This is a genomic window from Streptomyces tauricus (assembly GCF_014650955.1).
GTDB classification, from domain to species: domain Bacteria; phylum Actinomycetota; class Actinomycetes; order Streptomycetales; family Streptomycetaceae; genus Streptomyces; species Streptomyces tauricus.
The window spans coordinates 835,523-850,721 of record NZ_BMVY01000001.1 but is presented as its reverse complement, the minus strand read 5'-3'; the positions used below and the strand labels follow the sequence as shown (position 1 = coordinate 850,721).

11 protein-coding genes are annotated in these 15,199 nt (G+C 71.4%); 6 read left to right on the top strand and 5 right to left on the bottom strand.

The features are described 5' to 3' along the window. Positions 1-5 precede the first annotated feature (5 nt). On the bottom strand, positions 6-2,201 hold the full coding sequence (gene helR, locus IE278_RS03585; protein ID WP_189768553.1) for an RNA polymerase recycling motor ATPase HelR: 2,196 nt from the start codon (positions 2,199-2,201) through the stop codon (positions 6-8). A 196-nt stretch (positions 2,202-2,397) separates the two neighbouring features. Next, complete coding sequence (locus IE278_RS03580; protein ID WP_189768551.1) at positions 2,398-3,273, bottom strand: alpha/beta fold hydrolase; 876 nt, start codon at positions 3,271-3,273, stop codon at positions 2,398-2,400. Positions 3,274-3,374: 101 nt separating this feature from the next. On the opposite strand from IE278_RS03580, the gene IE278_RS03575 reads away from it, so the two are divergent. Continuing rightward, complete coding sequence (locus IE278_RS03575; protein ID WP_189768549.1) at positions 3,375-3,776, top strand: winged helix-turn-helix transcriptional regulator; 402 nt, start codon at positions 3,375-3,377, stop codon at positions 3,774-3,776. A gap of 42 nt (positions 3,777-3,818) precedes the next feature. Here IE278_RS03575 and IE278_RS03570 read toward each other — a convergent pair whose 3' ends face one another. From IE278_RS03570 to IE278_RS03560, 3 genes are all read right to left on the bottom strand, one after another. Next, positions 3,819-5,351, bottom strand: coding sequence for a glycoside hydrolase family 43 protein (locus tag IE278_RS03570; protein ID WP_189768547.1), 1,533 nt, complete (start codon positions 5,349-5,351; stop codon positions 3,819-3,821). 61 nt (positions 5,352-5,412) lie between these two features. Next, positions 5,413-6,087: a LysE family translocator gene (locus IE278_RS03565; protein ID WP_189768545.1), complete on the bottom strand. Its 675-nt coding sequence runs from the start codon at positions 6,085-6,087 to the stop codon at positions 5,413-5,415. A gap of 121 nt (positions 6,088-6,208) precedes the next feature. Beyond that, the gene (locus IE278_RS03560; protein WP_213089700.1) at positions 6,209-7,687 is read right to left on the bottom strand and encodes a glycoside hydrolase family 76 protein; all 1,479 of its coding nucleotides are present in this window, start codon (positions 7,685-7,687) and stop codon (positions 6,209-6,211) included. 346 nt (positions 7,688-8,033) lie between these two features. On the opposite strand from IE278_RS03560, the gene IE278_RS03555 reads away from it, so the two are divergent. The 5 genes from IE278_RS03555 (at position 8,034) to IE278_RS03535 (ending at position 15,123) form a co-directional block, all read left to right on the top strand. Then, positions 8,034-9,143, top strand: coding sequence for a LacI family DNA-binding transcriptional regulator (locus IE278_RS03555; protein ID WP_189768542.1), 1,110 nt, complete (start codon positions 8,034-8,036; stop codon positions 9,141-9,143). A gap of 188 nt (positions 9,144-9,331) precedes the next feature. Then, positions 9,332-10,945 (top strand): FAD-dependent oxidoreductase, encoded by a 1,614-nt coding sequence (locus IE278_RS03550; RefSeq protein ID WP_189768540.1) that lies wholly within the window; start codon positions 9,332-9,334, stop codon positions 10,943-10,945. 108 nt (positions 10,946-11,053) lie between these two features. Then, positions 11,054-13,243 carry a hydantoinase/oxoprolinase family protein gene (locus tag IE278_RS03545; RefSeq protein ID WP_189768538.1) on the top strand — a complete coding sequence of 730 codons (2,190 nt, stop codon included), beginning with the start codon at positions 11,054-11,056 and terminating at the stop codon, positions 13,241-13,243. Continuing rightward, positions 13,240-13,833, top strand: coding sequence for a hypothetical protein (locus IE278_RS03540; RefSeq protein ID WP_189768535.1), 594 nt, complete (start codon positions 13,240-13,242; stop codon positions 13,831-13,833). The genes IE278_RS03545 and IE278_RS03540 overlap by 4 nt, the downstream gene beginning before the upstream one ends. Before the next feature lie 3 nt (positions 13,834-13,836). Further along, entirely contained in the window at positions 13,837-15,123 is a 1,287-nt protein-coding gene (locus IE278_RS03535; protein ID WP_189768533.1) for a TRAP transporter large permease subunit, read from the top strand. Positions 15,124-15,199: the final 76 nt, after the last annotated feature.

The following is a 15,199-nucleotide window of genomic DNA, read 5'->3' as shown; positions in this document are numbered from 1 at the left end:
CGCACTCAGCCGCTGGTGAGGACGACCAGTTGCTGGGTCGCCCGGGTCATCGCCACATAGCGGTCGACCGCTCCTTCGATCCCCGTGCCGTACGTCTGCGGGTCGACGAGGACGACCAGGTCGAACTCCAGGCCCTTCGACAACTCCGGGGTCAGCGACCGGACGCGGGGCGTCGCCCGGAACGTCGGATCTCCGATGACGCAGGCGATCCCGTCCGTGTGCTCGGCGAGCCAGGTGTCCAGGATCGAGTCCCGGTCCGCCACGGATCCGTGCACGACGGGGACGCCGTTGCTGCGGATGGAGGTCGGCACGTTGGCGTCCGGGAGCGCGGCCCGGATGACCGGCGCGGCCTCCGCCATGACCTCTTCCGGGGTCCGGTAGTTGATGCTCAGCGAGGCCACCTCGATCCGGTCCAGCCCGACCCGCTCCAGCCGTTCCCGCCACGACTCGGTGAACCCGTGCCTTGCCTGCGCACGGTCCCCGACGATCGTGAAGCTCCGGGACGGGCAGCGCAGCAGGAGCATCTGCCACTGCGCGTCGGTCAGCTCCTGGGCCTCGTCCACGACGACGTGCGCGAACGGACCGGCCAGCAAGTCCGGTTCGGCGGTGGTCAGTTCGGACTCGTCGACCATGCTGACCTTGGCGTCCTCGCCGCGCAGCATCCTCACCAGGCCCTCGCCGTCGTCACCGTCCGCGCCCGAGTCGGTCGCGGCCTCGATCAGGTTGTCGACGACCTGCGCCATACGCTCACGCTGGGCGGCGAGGGTGGCCTCGTGCCGCCGCCTGCGCCGCGCCGACTCCGGGTCGCCGAGCCGCTGCCGCGCCGCGTCCAGGATCGGCAGGTCGGACACCGTCCACGCCCGCGGGTCCGCGCGCTGCAGCCTGCGTACGTCGTCGGGGCCGAGCCAGGGAGCGCACATCCGCAGATAGGCGGGCACCGACCACAGGTCTCCGACGACGTCGGCCGCTTCGAGCAGCGGCCAGGCGCGGTCGAGGGTTCCCGTCAGTTCCTCGTCGTGCAGCAGCGCTCTGCGGAACAGCTCGGGCGGGACGTCGTCGTCGTGCTTGTCCAGCAGGATCGCGAGCAGCGCCTCCCAGATCTGGTCCCGTGCCTCGTTGTGCGGAACACCCGGTCCCGGCGTCTCGAACGCCTCCGCCCAGTCGTCGGCGCTCAGCCGCACGTCGGACCAGGGCGTCGAGACCGTCATCCCCTGGGTGGGCGGCTCCTCGTAGAACCTGACGGCCGTCTCGACCGCCCCGACCATGTGGGCGGACGACTTGAGGGACGCCACCTCCGGGTCGGTCTCGTCCGCCGCTCCGGCTCCCTCGGCGACGAGGTCCCGCAGGGTGCAGGTCTGCACACCCTCCTCCCCGAGGCTGGGGAGGACGTCGGCGACGTACGCCAGATAGGGCTGGTGCGGGCCGACGAACAGCACTCCGCCCCGACGGTGCCCGAGCCGGGGGTCGGAGTAGAGGAGGTAGGCGGACCGGTGCAGTGCGACGACCGTCTTGCCCGTACCCGGACCGCCGTCCACGACCAGCGCGCCGCGGGAGCCGGCGCGGATGATCGCGTCCTGGTCGGCCTGGATGGTGGTGAGCACGTCCCGCATCCGGCTCGACCGGGTGCTGCCCAGGCTGGCGACGAAGGCCGAGTGGTCGTCGAGCGCGGCATGCCCTTCGAGCCCGTCGGCGGTGAACACCTCGTCCCAGTAGTCGCTGATCCGGCCGCGCGTCCAGCGGTACCTGCGACGGCTCGCCAACCCGAGCGGGTTGGCATGGGTCGCCGCGAAGAAGGGCTCGGCGGCGGGGGAGCGCCAGTCGATCAGCAGCCGTCGGCCGTCGTCGTCGGTGAGGCCGAGCCGTCCGATGTACAGCGGCTCGGGCTCGTCAGCGCGGACGATGTGCCCGAGGCACAGGTCCAGGCCGAAGCGGCGCAGGGTACGCAGCCGCTTGGTCAGCCGGTGGATCTCCGCGTCCCGCTCCATCGCCTCCCGGCCGATGCCGCCGGGTGCCTTGCGCTCGGCGTCCAGCCGGTCGGACAGTTCGGTGATCGCCCGGTCGAGGCTCTCCGCGATGGCCGCGAAGTGCTTCTCGTCGCCGCCGATCAGTCGCGGGTCGGCCTTGGGGGCGAGGTGCTCGGGAAGGTCGAACGCGCTCGTGGCCCTCGTGGTCCTCGTGGTCCTCGTGGTCAAAGAGTCCATGTCACCGGCTCCCTCCGGTTCGACGTCCTGCGCTGCCCATCGACCGGCAAAAACGCACGCACTTCGTGAATCACCTTTTTCCGCGGTTACTCGCCTTGAGTGCGCGATTCTGCAGCAGGACGGGGGCCTTGCCGCAAGCCCCCCGGTGCGCTATAAGTTAAGAGTGGCAAGGAGTGGTTGTTCCTGCTTGCCCTCATCACCCGTCCCCGGCACTCGCCGCGAGGAAGGGCCCCAGAAGCCCGAGCAGTTCGTCGGGCCGGTGCAACGGGATGATGTGGCCGCAGTCCTCGATGACATGGCCGACGACATGATCCGCCACCGGCCGTAGCTGCCGTTCCAGCACCCTGCCCACCGGCCGGGCACCGATGGCCAGGGTGGGGACGGTCAACCGCGCCGCACGGACGGCTTCCCGCACCTGCTGGGCACTCGTGGGCAACGCCCGGTAGTACGAGAACGCGCAGCGCAGAGCCTCCGTGCCGGTGTACGCGTCCACGAAGGCGTCGCGGACGGCGGGGCGCACACCCTGTCCGAGCGTCCCGGCGTCGAGGAACCAGTCGATGTACTCGCCCTCGTGCCCGGTGAGCACGGTTTCCGCGAGGCCGCCGGGCGCCGAGTGGAAGCCGAACCACCACGGTGCCCCGTGGGCGAGGAACTCCTCGGCACCCGGCAGTCCGCCCAACAGCGACTCCATGACCACGAGTTGCCGGACGAGACCGGGGCGGCGCATGGCGAACAGGAAGGCCGGCGGGGTGCCCGCGTCGATGCCGACGACCGCCGCGGACCGCACCCCTAGAGCGTCGAGGACGGCTTCCGCGTCGGCGGCGAGCGTGCCGGCGTCGTACCCGTCCGCCGCCCGTGCGCTCGCTCCGAATCCGCGGAGGTCCGGTGCGATCACCCGGTGGCGGTCGGCGAGCCCGTCCATGATGTCGGTCCACAGCTCCCAGGTGTGCGGGAAACCGTGCAGCAGCAGGACCGCCGGGCCCTCACCGGCCAGGGCCACGTTGAGGTCGACGCCGTTGGCCGTGACCCGCCGCAGTTCCACGGCGGCGGGGCGGCTCGATGTGCTGGGCATGGGGAAACCCCTCAGGCAGTTACCAATGGTGACAACAGAACGGTAGGTAAGTACCGTGAGAAGGCCAAGACCGCACTTCTTCCACAGGTGGTGAGCCCGAGGTGACCCCTCCGTCCTCCTCCGAGCCGGGTCGCGGAGACCTGTTCTCCCCGCAGTGTCCGACCCGTCGACTGCTCGACCGGATCGGCACGAAATGGACGTCGATGGCGGTCAAGGTACTGGCGGAGGCATCCCCGGACGAGGTGCGCTTCGCGGAGCTGCAGCGCAGGATGACCGGGGTCTCCCAGAAGATGCTGTCGGTCACCCTGCGGAACATGGCCAGGGACGGCTTGGTCGACCGCCGGGTGGAACCGACGGTGCCGCCCCGGGTGCATTACCGGCTGACCCCGCTGGGCCTCTCGCTGGAGGGGCCGTTGTCCATGGTGCGTGCCTGGGCCGAGGAGCACATGGCGGAGATCGACCTGGCCAACCGGCGAAGTGCGGAAGCGCCCACGGCCGACTGACGTGACCCGGCGCGGGGGCGTCCACGATCCCTGCAACCGCTGTCAGACGGACCGCAGCTCGAACCAGTCGAAAGCCGCGCTGCCCCGGGTGGCGTACATGCCGAGGACACGGCCGGTGAAGCCTCCGGCGACCTCCGTGGTGAGGTAGCGGCCGTCGAGTTCGGCGAGGACCTCGAAGGCGCCGCCGTCCGTCTCGTACCCCAGGCGGAGTGTGTCGGGGCCGCCGGCGCGCAGGCCGGGCGGGGGAGGTGTCGCAGGGTCGCGGGAGGTGACCGTCGGCGGCAGGACGTCGCAGGTGGTGATGTCGATACGCAGCCTCAACGGACCTTCGGGCACGGCCCGTTCGGCGACCGTGTGGCTCAGCGGACCGATCCTGGCGACCGCGCGGACCGTACCGTCGGCCACCTCCACCTCGTAGTGATGGGCCTCGTCCAGGCGTACCGCGAGCCCGCCCCGGCCGCCGTCGGAGACCTCCACCAGCGTGCGCGCACTGCAGTCGGGATCGCGCTGCCGCCGTCCGACGAAGAGCGCGCCCGGGGTGTCGAGACTGTCCGCGCGGGCGTGCAGGACCAGATGCCCCGGCCGCTCGTCGAGCCGGACGGCCTCCGGTTCGCCCCGGCGCACGGACACCCAACACGGTGCGAGAGCAGGGGAGTCGAAGTCGTCCCGGTCCGGCTCCGTCGGCCAGGGACGCGGGGTGAGCGCCGGAGCCTGCGCACGCGGTTCCAGCGGTCCGGGCAGCGGCCACCCGTCCTCCCACCGCACCGGCGCCAGGAACGTCTCCCGGCCCATGCCGTGGTACATCGGGGTGTCACCGCGGGGCCTGGTGCCCAGCAGCACCATCCACCAGGTGCCGTCCTGCGCCTGTACGAGGTCACCGTGGCCGGTGTTCTGCACCGGATGGTTCGTACTGCGGTGGGACAGAACGGGGTTGGCCGGATGCGGTTCGAACGGCCCCGGCAGCGTACGGGACCTGGCCACCGACAGGGCGTGGCCACGTTCCGTGCCGCCCTCCGACAGCAACAGGTACCACCAGTCGTCGATCCGGTAGAGATGCGGGCCCTCGGGATACTGCAGCCCGCTGCCCGACCACATCGGTACCGGATCGCCCTGCACCTCCCCGGACCTGGGGTCGATGCGGACACCGCGGATCCCGTCCGCCGAGAACACGCACCAGCAGGTTCCGTCCTCCTCCCAGGCCAGATCCGGGTCGATGCCCGGCACGCCGACCGGCACCGGATCGGACCAGGGGCCCGCCGGATCCTCGGCGGTCACCAGGATGTTGCCCGCCCCGGCGACCACGGTCGTGATCAGCCAGAACAGACCGTCGTGATGGCGCAGCGTGGGCGCATACACCCCCGTGGAAGCGGCGGCCGTGTCGGGCAGCGCCAACTGCGAGGGCCGGTCCAGGGCATGCCCGATCAGCCGCCAGTGCACCAGGTCCCGGCTGTGCCACAGGGGTACGCCCGGCACGTACTCGAAACTGGACGTCGCCAGGTAGTAGTCGTCGCCGACCCGGCAGACGCTCGGGTCGGGACTGAAGCCGGGGATGACGGGATTGTCGAAGTACGTCATGTCCGTCCCTGCTGCTGCGATGGGCCTGGGAGGTGGAATCCAGTGCGGAAACCTCCCGGATTCATTCGGTCGCCGCGACTCCGACCCCGATGCCGATGAACAGCCAGCCGCTCACGAGCTCCCACCGGCGGCGACAGGCCGGACCGAACACGGTACGAAGTCGCGCGGCGACACCCACCAGGACGAGCCAGTAGACGACACCGACGGCCACGTCGAGGAGGCCGAGCAGGAAGATCTGCCGGGGCAGGGAGCCGTCGTGGTCGACGAACTGGGGGAGGACGCTGAGGAAGAACAGGGCCGCCTTGGGATTGAGCACATTGGTGAGGAAGCCCTCCAGAAAGCTGCCACGCCGGCTGACATGCCGCCCGGACGCGGCGCTGACGTGCTGCCCCGACGCGGCAGCGGAAGCACCGACCGCCGGCTCCGCGGACCCGGCGGACCCGGCACGGTTGCGGCGCCGGGCGGCGAGCAGTGCTCGTACGCCCAGATACATCAGGTAGGCGGCACCGGCCAGTTTGATCACGGTGAAGGCGAGCGCCGAGCGGGTGGCGATGGCGGAGAGGCCCAGGACGGCCGCGCACATATGGACGCACAGTCCGGCCTGGGCGCCCAGCGCGGCGGCTCGGCCCAGCGCCGGACGCCGGGCCGCCGCCCGCACGATGACCAGGAAGTCCGGGCCGGGGATCAGATAGGCGAGCACCACCACGCCGAGAAACCCCGTCAAGTCCACCGACATGGCCCGCTCCGTCCTGTGCGTCCGGCCGTCGGGCACACGTGGCTATGGGGTTCCACGGTGCGTGCGGGTCATGCGGGCGCTTTGCGCTGGGCCGGGGTACGGGCAACGGGCTCGGTGGCACTCAGGACGCGGCGTTCATCAGGTCGAGGGCGCTCTGCTGGCGGGCGGCGTCCGTCTTGTCCAGTGGGCCGTACCAGCGCAGACCGTACTGGTCGAGTGGATTGCGGTCGGCGGCGTAGGCCTGGGCGGCCTGCCTGCTGAGGTAGGCGGTGTAGGGGCGGTCGGACAGGACCGCGTTCAGTTTCGCCAGGCCACGGACGTCGGCACCCTTGAAGGACGCCCCGTCGGCGCCGCAGTCACCCGACTCGCACGGGTCCCTGAGGATGCCCGCCGAGGTGTTGAGCTTGCCGGAGACGGTGTTGGCGTCGGCGATCCGGCGGGCGGCGGCGAGCACCGACGCGTCACCCGTGGCCTTGTGCAACTCCACCAGTCCGCCCACGAGTTGACCCTGGTTGTAGGACCAGACCGTGCTGTCGCCGACCTTGCAGGTACTCAGACTCAGTCCGTCGCTCACCGTCTGGTCCGCGTTGATCATGCCGGTTCCCTGGAACCAGCTCCAGTCCGCCTTCGCACGCTGAAGGTAGGTGGTGTCGCCCGGGATGCGGTTGTGCAGGGCTGCGTTCAGCTCGATGTACAGGGAGTTGGGGATGGCGTTCTTCACCGTCTTCGCGGTGGTCCACCACACCCCGCCACCGCAGGTGTTGTCCCAGTAGGAAGCCATGTAGTCCGCGTCGGCCCGGGCCGTGGCCAGGTAGCGGGCGTCGCCGGTGAGGTCGTACGCCGCGATCCAGGTCAGGCCCCACCAGCCGGTGTCGTCGATGTACTCGTTGCGGAACTGCCCGGCCGCCGAGTTCAGTTGGAGGTCGTAGGTGCGGGCGATGGCGTACCGGTAGCTCTGCATGCCGGTGACCCGGATGTTGTCGATGACTGCGTGCAGCGCGTTGGCGGAGTTCCACCAGCCGGTGGTGTCGAACAGGCCGGTGCCGTAGTTGTAGAACTGCATCTGCGCGGTCGCCGCCGCGGTGCGCCGGTCGCTGGCGTTCCAGGTGGAGCGGGCCCACGGTGTGCAGGCGATGTCGGGGCGGTCGGCGGCCTTGCCGCAGGCGCGCAGGGCGCCGACGCCGTGGCCCGCCCAGTCGTCGACGTTGTACATCAGCGTCCGCCAGCCGCTCTGGCCCGTCGGGATCTTCGTGGCGCCGAGGCGGCTGTTCGAGGCCCAGGTCCGGCCGCCGTCGAAGGAACGGTCCAGCCACACCTCGTCCCCGGGGCTGCCGTTGCCGACGGAGGCCCAGCCCATGGCGTCGGCGTCGTTGAAGTGCAGCTCGAACGTCCGGGAGAAGAGCGTGGCGGTGACCGGCCTCCTGTCCTGAGTGCTGAGGGCCGGATCCCGCGCGTCGCAGTACTTGTTGCACACCGTCGCCGCGGGTGCCGCAGCCTTCTCGGAGGCCGCGGTGGAAGGCGGGGCGGCCTGGATCAACAGGGCCGACATCGTTGTCAGAGCGAGGGCGAGGGCTGCGAGTGGTGATCGTCTGGCGCGCATGGATGAACTCCCGAAGGCTTGCCGAACACTGCGGTGGGGGCACAGGGGCTGGTCCTGGGAAAGGCTCGGCGTGGACGCTAACCGGAACCGGTTGACGGGTCAATGGTCCGGATGAATGTTCCTGTTCGGCCGCTGTCGGCGGAAGGGTTCGCCGGAAGAGCCCCGTGGGCGGTCGTCGGAAGGCCGACGGACGGTCGGCGAAGTCGGCGGACGAACAGCCGGCGGGCCAAGAAGTCGTGTCACACCCCTTGACCGTTGCCGTACGAGCCCTCCACAGTTCTGCTAATGCGCATTACTTATACGCATTAGCAAGCTGGTGACGGCCCTCCGCGGCCGGGTGAGGAGCATGGTGGAGCAGCCCAGGAAGGGACCCAGGCGAGGGCGGACCCCGGCAGCGACCGGACGCACGTCCCGGCCGCGGCAGGCGGAGGTCGCCCGGCTGGCCGGAGTGTCCCAGGCCACTGTGTCGCTCGTGCTGTCGGCGAAGGCCAAGGCGCAGGGCTCGGCGATCTCGGACGAGACACGGCAGCGGGTGCTCGACGCGGCCCGCAGCCTCGGCTACGTACCGGACCCGGCGGCCCAGCGGCTGGCGGCGGCCCGCAACAACCTGCTCGGCGTCTACAGCTTCACGGCCACCTTCCCGACGGACGTGGAGCACTCGTACTACCCGTTCCTCGTCGGGGTGGAGCGGGAGGCGGCAGCCCGCGGTTACGACCTGGTGCTGTTCACGGGTTCGAGTTCCGGTGGTGCCAAGGCGGCCGGACCCGAGGCGCTCAACCGGGTCCGACTCGCGGACGGGTGTCTGTTCCTCGGCCGGCATGTGCCGATCGCCGAACTGAAGCGGATGGTCGCCGACGGGTTCCCCGTGGTGCACCTCGGCCGCCGCGAGGAGCTGGAGGGACTGTCCTGGGTCGGCGCCGACTATGTGAGCGCCAGCAGCGAAGTGGTCCGGCACCTGGCGGCCTTGGGGCACCGGCGGATCGTCCTGGTCCGTGAGGACGACGACGCGCCTGCCTCCACCGACCGTCAACAGGGCTTCCTGGAAGGGCTGGAGGCGGCCGGACTGCCCGGCGGGTCCGAGGCCGTCTTCCGCTGCGCGGACCCCGGGCGCGAGGTCACCCCCGAACGGCTGCGGAGCTGGATCGCCGAGGGTGTCACCGCCTTCGTCGCGGAGGAGACCGACACCGGGGGCGCCTGGCGGGCCCTGCGCACAGCGGTCGACGAGGCGGGCCTCAGCTGCCCGGACGACCTGTCCCTCGCCCTTCTCGGCAGCCCTCCGTCCGACCTCGCCGGGGATCCGCAGCCCACCGGATTCGACGTCCCACGGCACCAGTTGGGAGCGGCCGCGGTCCGGATGCTGGCCGCACTCGTGGCGGGGGAGGCGGCCGAAGAACCCCTGGTCGCCTGTGCCTTCCGGGCCGGTGCGACGACCGGGGGCCCGCCGGGGCCGCGATGACACGGGCGTGCGTCGCGCGCGCCACACCACCGGCCAACCAGCAGTCGAACCACAAGCTGAGCCGGCGGGTCGAATCACGAACTGAACCAGCAGACCAACCACCCGCCGAACCAGCGGACGAAACACCCGCTGAACCACCAGACGAACCAGCGGACGACACACCAGATGAACCACCGGCAAGGAGAAGCGTGATACCGAAAGCCGACATCCTCATCGTGGGCGGCGGGCTCGGCGGCGTCGCCGCCGCACTGGCCGCCTGCCGGGCCGGACGCAGTGTCGTGCTCACCGAGGAGACCGACTGGCTGGGCGGACAGCTCACCTCGCAGGCCGTTCCGCCCGACGAACATCCGTGGGTCGAGCAGTTCGGCACCACCGCCTCGTACCGCCAACTGCGGGAAGGCATCCGGCAGTTCTACCGGCAGTGGTACCCGCTGCGCGCCGAGGCGCTGGCCCTCACGGACCTCAACCCCGGTGCCGGACGCGTGAGCAAGCTCTGCCATGAGCCGCGCGTGGCCCTCGCCGTCATCGAGGCGATGCTCGCGCCCCACCGGGCCGCCGGCCGACTGACCGTCCTCACCGACCACCGGCCCGTCGCGGCCGAGGCCGACAACGATGTCGTACGGTCCGTGACCCTGGAGCACCGCCACGACGGCGGCCGACAGGTCACCGTCCCCGCCCGTTACGTGATCGACGCCACCGAGACCGGTGAACTCCTCGCTCTCGCGGGTGTCGAGCACGTCACCGGGGCCGAGGCGCGGTCCGCGTACGACGAACCGCACGCCCCGGACGAGGCCCAGCCGCTCAACCAGCAGGGCATCACCGTGTGTTTCGCGCTTTCCCACCACGAGGGCGAGGACCACACCGTCGAACGGCCCGCCGACTACGACTTCTGGCGGGAGTACCGGCCCGACTTCTGGCCCGGACCGCTGCTGGGCTTCCAGGCACCGGACCCTCGCTCGCTGGAATCCGTACCGCGTACGTTCGTGCCCAATCCGGAACTGGATCCGCTCGCCGTGAGCGCCGACCAGAGCGCGGACGCCGGTGACAAGGAACTGTGGGGCTTCCGCCGCATCCTGGCGCGCAAGCTGCACCGGCCCGGCGCCTTCGACTCCGACATCACCCTCGTCAACTGGCCGCTCAACGACTACTGGTTGAAGCCGCTCGTCGGGGCGGGCGCGGAGACCGGCGCCGAAGCGGTCGCCGGGGCACGGCAGTTGTCGCTGTCGGTCCTGTACTGGCTGCAGACCGAGGCGCCCCGCCAGGACGGCGGCACCGGGTTCCCGGGGCTGCGCCCGCGCCCGGACGTGACCGGCACCCCGGACGGCCTCGCGAAGGCGCCGTACGTCCGTGAGTCGCGCCGGATCGAGGCCGTCACCACGGTCACGGAACACGATGTGGCGATCGACCTGGTCGGGCCGTACGGCGGCACCAAGTACCGGGACTCCGTCGGGGTCGGCAACTACCGCATCGACCTGCATCCCTCGACCGGCGGTGACAACTACATCGACATCGGTTCGGTGCCCTTCGAGATCCCGCTCGGAGCCCTCGTGCCGAGGCGGGTCCGCAATCTGCTGCCGGCCGGCAAGAACATCGGCACCACACACATCACCAACGGCTGCTACCGGCTCCACCCGGTGGAGTGGAACATCGGCGAGGTCGCCGGCGCGCTCGCCGCCCACTGCCTGGCCGAGGACGTCGAACCCCACCAGGTCCAGGCCGAGGACAAGCGGTTCGAGGAGTTCGCGCGCGGCCTCGACCGCGACGGCGTACAGCGCCACTGGCCCGACGTACGGGGCTACTGAACCCGGGGGCCGAACCCAGGGGGCCAGCGGACCGGCCGCTCAGCCGGTCCGCCCGCCCGGCGCCCGCACATGGCACATGACTGACGGAGCACAAGGAGGTGCCCAGACATGACCACCCACAGAATCCGCGTCGGCATCGACGTCGGCGGAACCTTCACCGACGCCGTGGCCGTGGACGCCACCACACTGAGCTTGCTGGGACAGGTCAAGGTCCCCACCAGCCACCACCACGAGGACGGTGTCGCGCACGGCATCGTCGAGGCGCTGGACCGGCTGCTCCAGCAGGTCGGCCGCGATCCCGCCGACGTCGCTTTCCTGGCCCACGGCACCACCCAGGCGACCAACGCCCTGCTGGAGGGTGACGTCGCCACCGTCGGCCTGATCGGTATCGGCACCGGCCCCGGCGCCGTCCTCACGCGCCGGCTCGCCGCCCTCGGCCGACTCGAACTCGCCCCCGGCAAACGGCTTCCGCTCGCCTACGCGCACGTGGCCGACCCGGACGACACCAGTGCCGTACGCGCCGCTGTCGAGCAGGTCACGGCGGCGGGGGCCGAAGTCCTCGTCGCCACCGAGCCGTTCGCCGTCGACCGGCCCGAAGGCGAGCAGTCCGTACTGGAGGCCGCCCGTTCCGCCGGGCTCCCGATGACGGCCGCGCACGAGATCACCTCGCTGTACGGGCTGCACAAGCGGACCCGTACCGCCGTCGTCAACGCGGCCATCCTGCCCCGGATGCTCGCCACCGCCGATCTCGTCGACGCGTCGATCACCAAGGCGGGCATCACCGCGCCGCTCATGGTCATGCGCTGTGACGGCGGTGTCATGGCGCTCGACGAGATGCGCCGACGCCCCCTGCTGACCGTCCTTTCGGGCCCGGCGGCCGGAGTCGCAGGTGCCCTGATGCAGGAGCGGATCAGCGAGGGCGTCTTCCTCGAAACCGGCGGCACCTCCACCGACATCAGCGTCGTACGCCGGGGCAAGGTCGCCGTCCGGCACGCCACGATGCTCGGCAAGAGCTCGTACCTCAACGCCCTCGACGTCCGCACGGTCGGTGTCGGCGGCGGCTCGATGGTCCGCGTCGATCTGCCCCGGGGTGATCAGGGCCACGAGGGTCAGGTTCGGGACGGTCAGGTTCGGGGCGGCCGGGCGCGGGTCACGGCTGTCGGACCGCGCAGCGCCCATATCGCCGGGCTGCCCTACGCCTGCTTCGCCGACCCGGCCGAACTGCGCGACGCCACCCTCGCCACCGTGCGTCCGATGCCCGACGACCCGGCCGACTACGCCGTCCTGGACGCGGCGGGCGGCCGGTACGCCCTCACCATGACCTGCGCCGCCAACGCGCTCGGCCGTGTCCCGGAAGGGGACTTCGCGCGGTGCGACCAGGAGGTGGCGAAGGCCGCGATCGCCCCGCTCGCCGCCGCCCTCGGCGTGGACGTACCGACGGCCGCCGCCCGCATCCTCGACGCGGGCGCCGAGCAGGTGAAGTCGGTGGTGGATCGCATCGTGCGCGACTACCGGCTCGACGCCGACACCGCGGTCCTCGTCGGCGGCGGGGGAGGCGCCGCCACCGTCACCCCGCACCTCGCGGTCCTCACCGGGATGGAGGGCCGGATCGCCCGCCACAACGAGGTCATCAGCCCGATCGGCGTGGCGCTCGCCCTGGTGCGCGAGCAGATCGAGCGGATCATCCCCGGCGCCACCCAGGAACAGATCCTCGCCGTACGCGCCGAGGCCGAGCAGGCCGTCGTCGCCCAGGGCGCCGCCGCCGACGGGGTCGAGGTCGAGGTGACCGTCGACCCGCAGACCAGCACCGTCCGCGCCATCGCCACCGGCGCCACGGAGCTGCGTACCCAGGACCGCTCGCACAGCGCCGACGACACCGAACGTCTCGCCGCGGCGGCCGCCAGCCTCAAGACCGCCCCGGACCGGGTCCGCGTCCTCGCCGGCACACCCGCCCACACGGTCTACGGCACCGAGGTGCGCCGCAGGCTGCGGGCTCCCCGGCACCCCGTGCGCGTCGTGGACGCCGACGGTGTCGTACGCCTCCACGCCTCCGACGCGCAGGTGGCCGCCACCACCGTGGGCGCCGCGCCCGAACTGCTCAGCAACCTCGTCCGCGAGGCGACGTCGTACGGCGACGGCGGCGTCCGGGCCCCCGCGCTGCGGCTGCTCCTCGGCTCCCGTATCGCCGACCTCTCCGGAGTCCTCGAACCGCAGCCGCTGCTCGCCCTGGCCCGCAGTGAGATGCGCGACCGCGCCGCCGACGAGCCCGTGGTGGCCGTGGTGGAGGTGCGGTCATGAACCGCGCCCTCGCGGCCACCGCGGACCCAGCCACCCACCAGGCAACCGACGACCTCGATCTCGCCGTACGCCTCCTCGCCGGTACGCCCACCCACGAAGGGCGGGACCCCGCCCTGCTGCGCCGCTGGGCCGAGACCGCCGACGCGTTCGGCGCGGCCCTCGAACCCGGGCCGTGCCGCGCCCGGATCGTGGAACGCGACGACGGGCTCGAAGAGTTGCTGCTCGCCCGCTACACCTCGCGCCCCGCCACCGTCGAGATCTACGTCGACACCGTCGACCGGGCCGAGAAGCTCATCGACGAACTCGGCTGGCGCTCCTGGTATCCCGTGGGATCCGTGCGCGGCGCGGCCCTCGCCCATGAGACCGCGCACGAGCACTTCCACCACAAGGAGACGCGGACCGCGCTCAAGGAGGCGATCGGGCACACCGCGCTGCGGCTCGGCCGCCTCCGGGTCCTCGCCCATGTCGCGGGGGCCGAGGAGATCGCCGCCCACGCCTACGCCCGTACCGTCTGCGGACTCGGCCGCAGCCCCCTCCTGCTGACCGCCGCGCTCGCCGCCGCGGTCGGCGCGCCAAGAAGAGAGAACTGAGCCATGGGTGTCGTCATCCTGCTCGTCATGGCCGCGGGTGTCGCCGCCATGCTCACCCGCAAACTGCCCACGGCGTTCGCGCTCGTCATCCTCGCCGTCGTCATCGCGTTCGTCGCAGGCGCACCGCTGACCGGCGAGAACAGTGTCATCGACACGGTTCTCCAGGAGGGCGCGCCCGCGCTGGCCGCCACCATGATCGCCATCGTGCTGGGTTCATGGCTCGGCAAGCTCCTGGAGGAGACGGGGGTCGCCGCCACCCTCGTACGCAAGATCGTCGAGTTCGGCGGGGACCGCCCGGTCGTCGTGGCCCTCGGTGTCCTCGCGGTCTCCGCGCTCGTCGGCACCGTCACCGGTTCCGCGCCCGCCGCGATGCTCGCGGGCCTCATCGGCATCCCCGCCATGATCGCGGTGGGCATCCCGAAGGTGACCGCCGCCGGGACCATCCTCATGGGCATCGCCGTCGGCATCCCCTTCGAACTGCCGCTGTGGCAGTTCTTCTCCACCGCTCTGGAACTGCCCGTCCCGACCGTCCGCGGCTTCATGGTGAAGCTGTTCCCGTTCGCCCTGGTGGCCGCCGTCCTGTATGTGTTCGTGGAGTCGCGGCGCCGGGGCGTCGAGCACACCTGGTCCCTCAAGTCCGTTGCGGACAAGCCCCGTTCACCGAGCCGCCGGCAACGCCTCGGCGACGCCCCGTGGTACGCGCTGCTCACCCCGGCGGTGCCGCTGATCCTCGCCCTGGGCTTCGAACTCGCCATCATCCCCTCCCTGTTGGCCGGCGTCCTGTACGCGCTGGTCACCACCACCCGCCCGCGCGAGATGAACAAGCGCCTGCTGCGCACCCTGTACGGCGGATTCGAGGTGGCCGCCCCGCCGATCGCGCTGTTCATCGCCATCGGCATCCTGCTGGCCGCGGTGAAACTCCCCGGCGCGGTCGAGGCGCTCGAACCCCTGGTGAAGGCGGTCAGCCCGCAGAACGCCGTGCTGTTCGTGGGTGTCTTCACGCTGCTCGTGCCGCTGTGCCTGTACCGGGGGCCGCTGAACGTGTTCGGCCTCGGCGCCGGAATCGCCGGTGTCCTCATCTCCGCCGGGATCTACCCGGCCGCGGTCGTCCTCGGCATGGCCACCTCGTACAACCAGGTCTTCGGCGTCGCCGACCCCACCAGCACCCAGACCGTGTGGGCCGCCCAGTACGCGGGCGTCTCCCCGCAGCAGGTCATGGTGCGCACGCTGCCGTATGTGTGGGCCGTCGCGCTCGGCGGGCTGTGTGTCGCCGCCGCCACCTACCTCTGACCGGCGGCCACCACCGGTTCGGTCCACCGCACGTCCGGTCCACCGCCGGTTCGGCCCACCCCCCGTCCGGTCCACC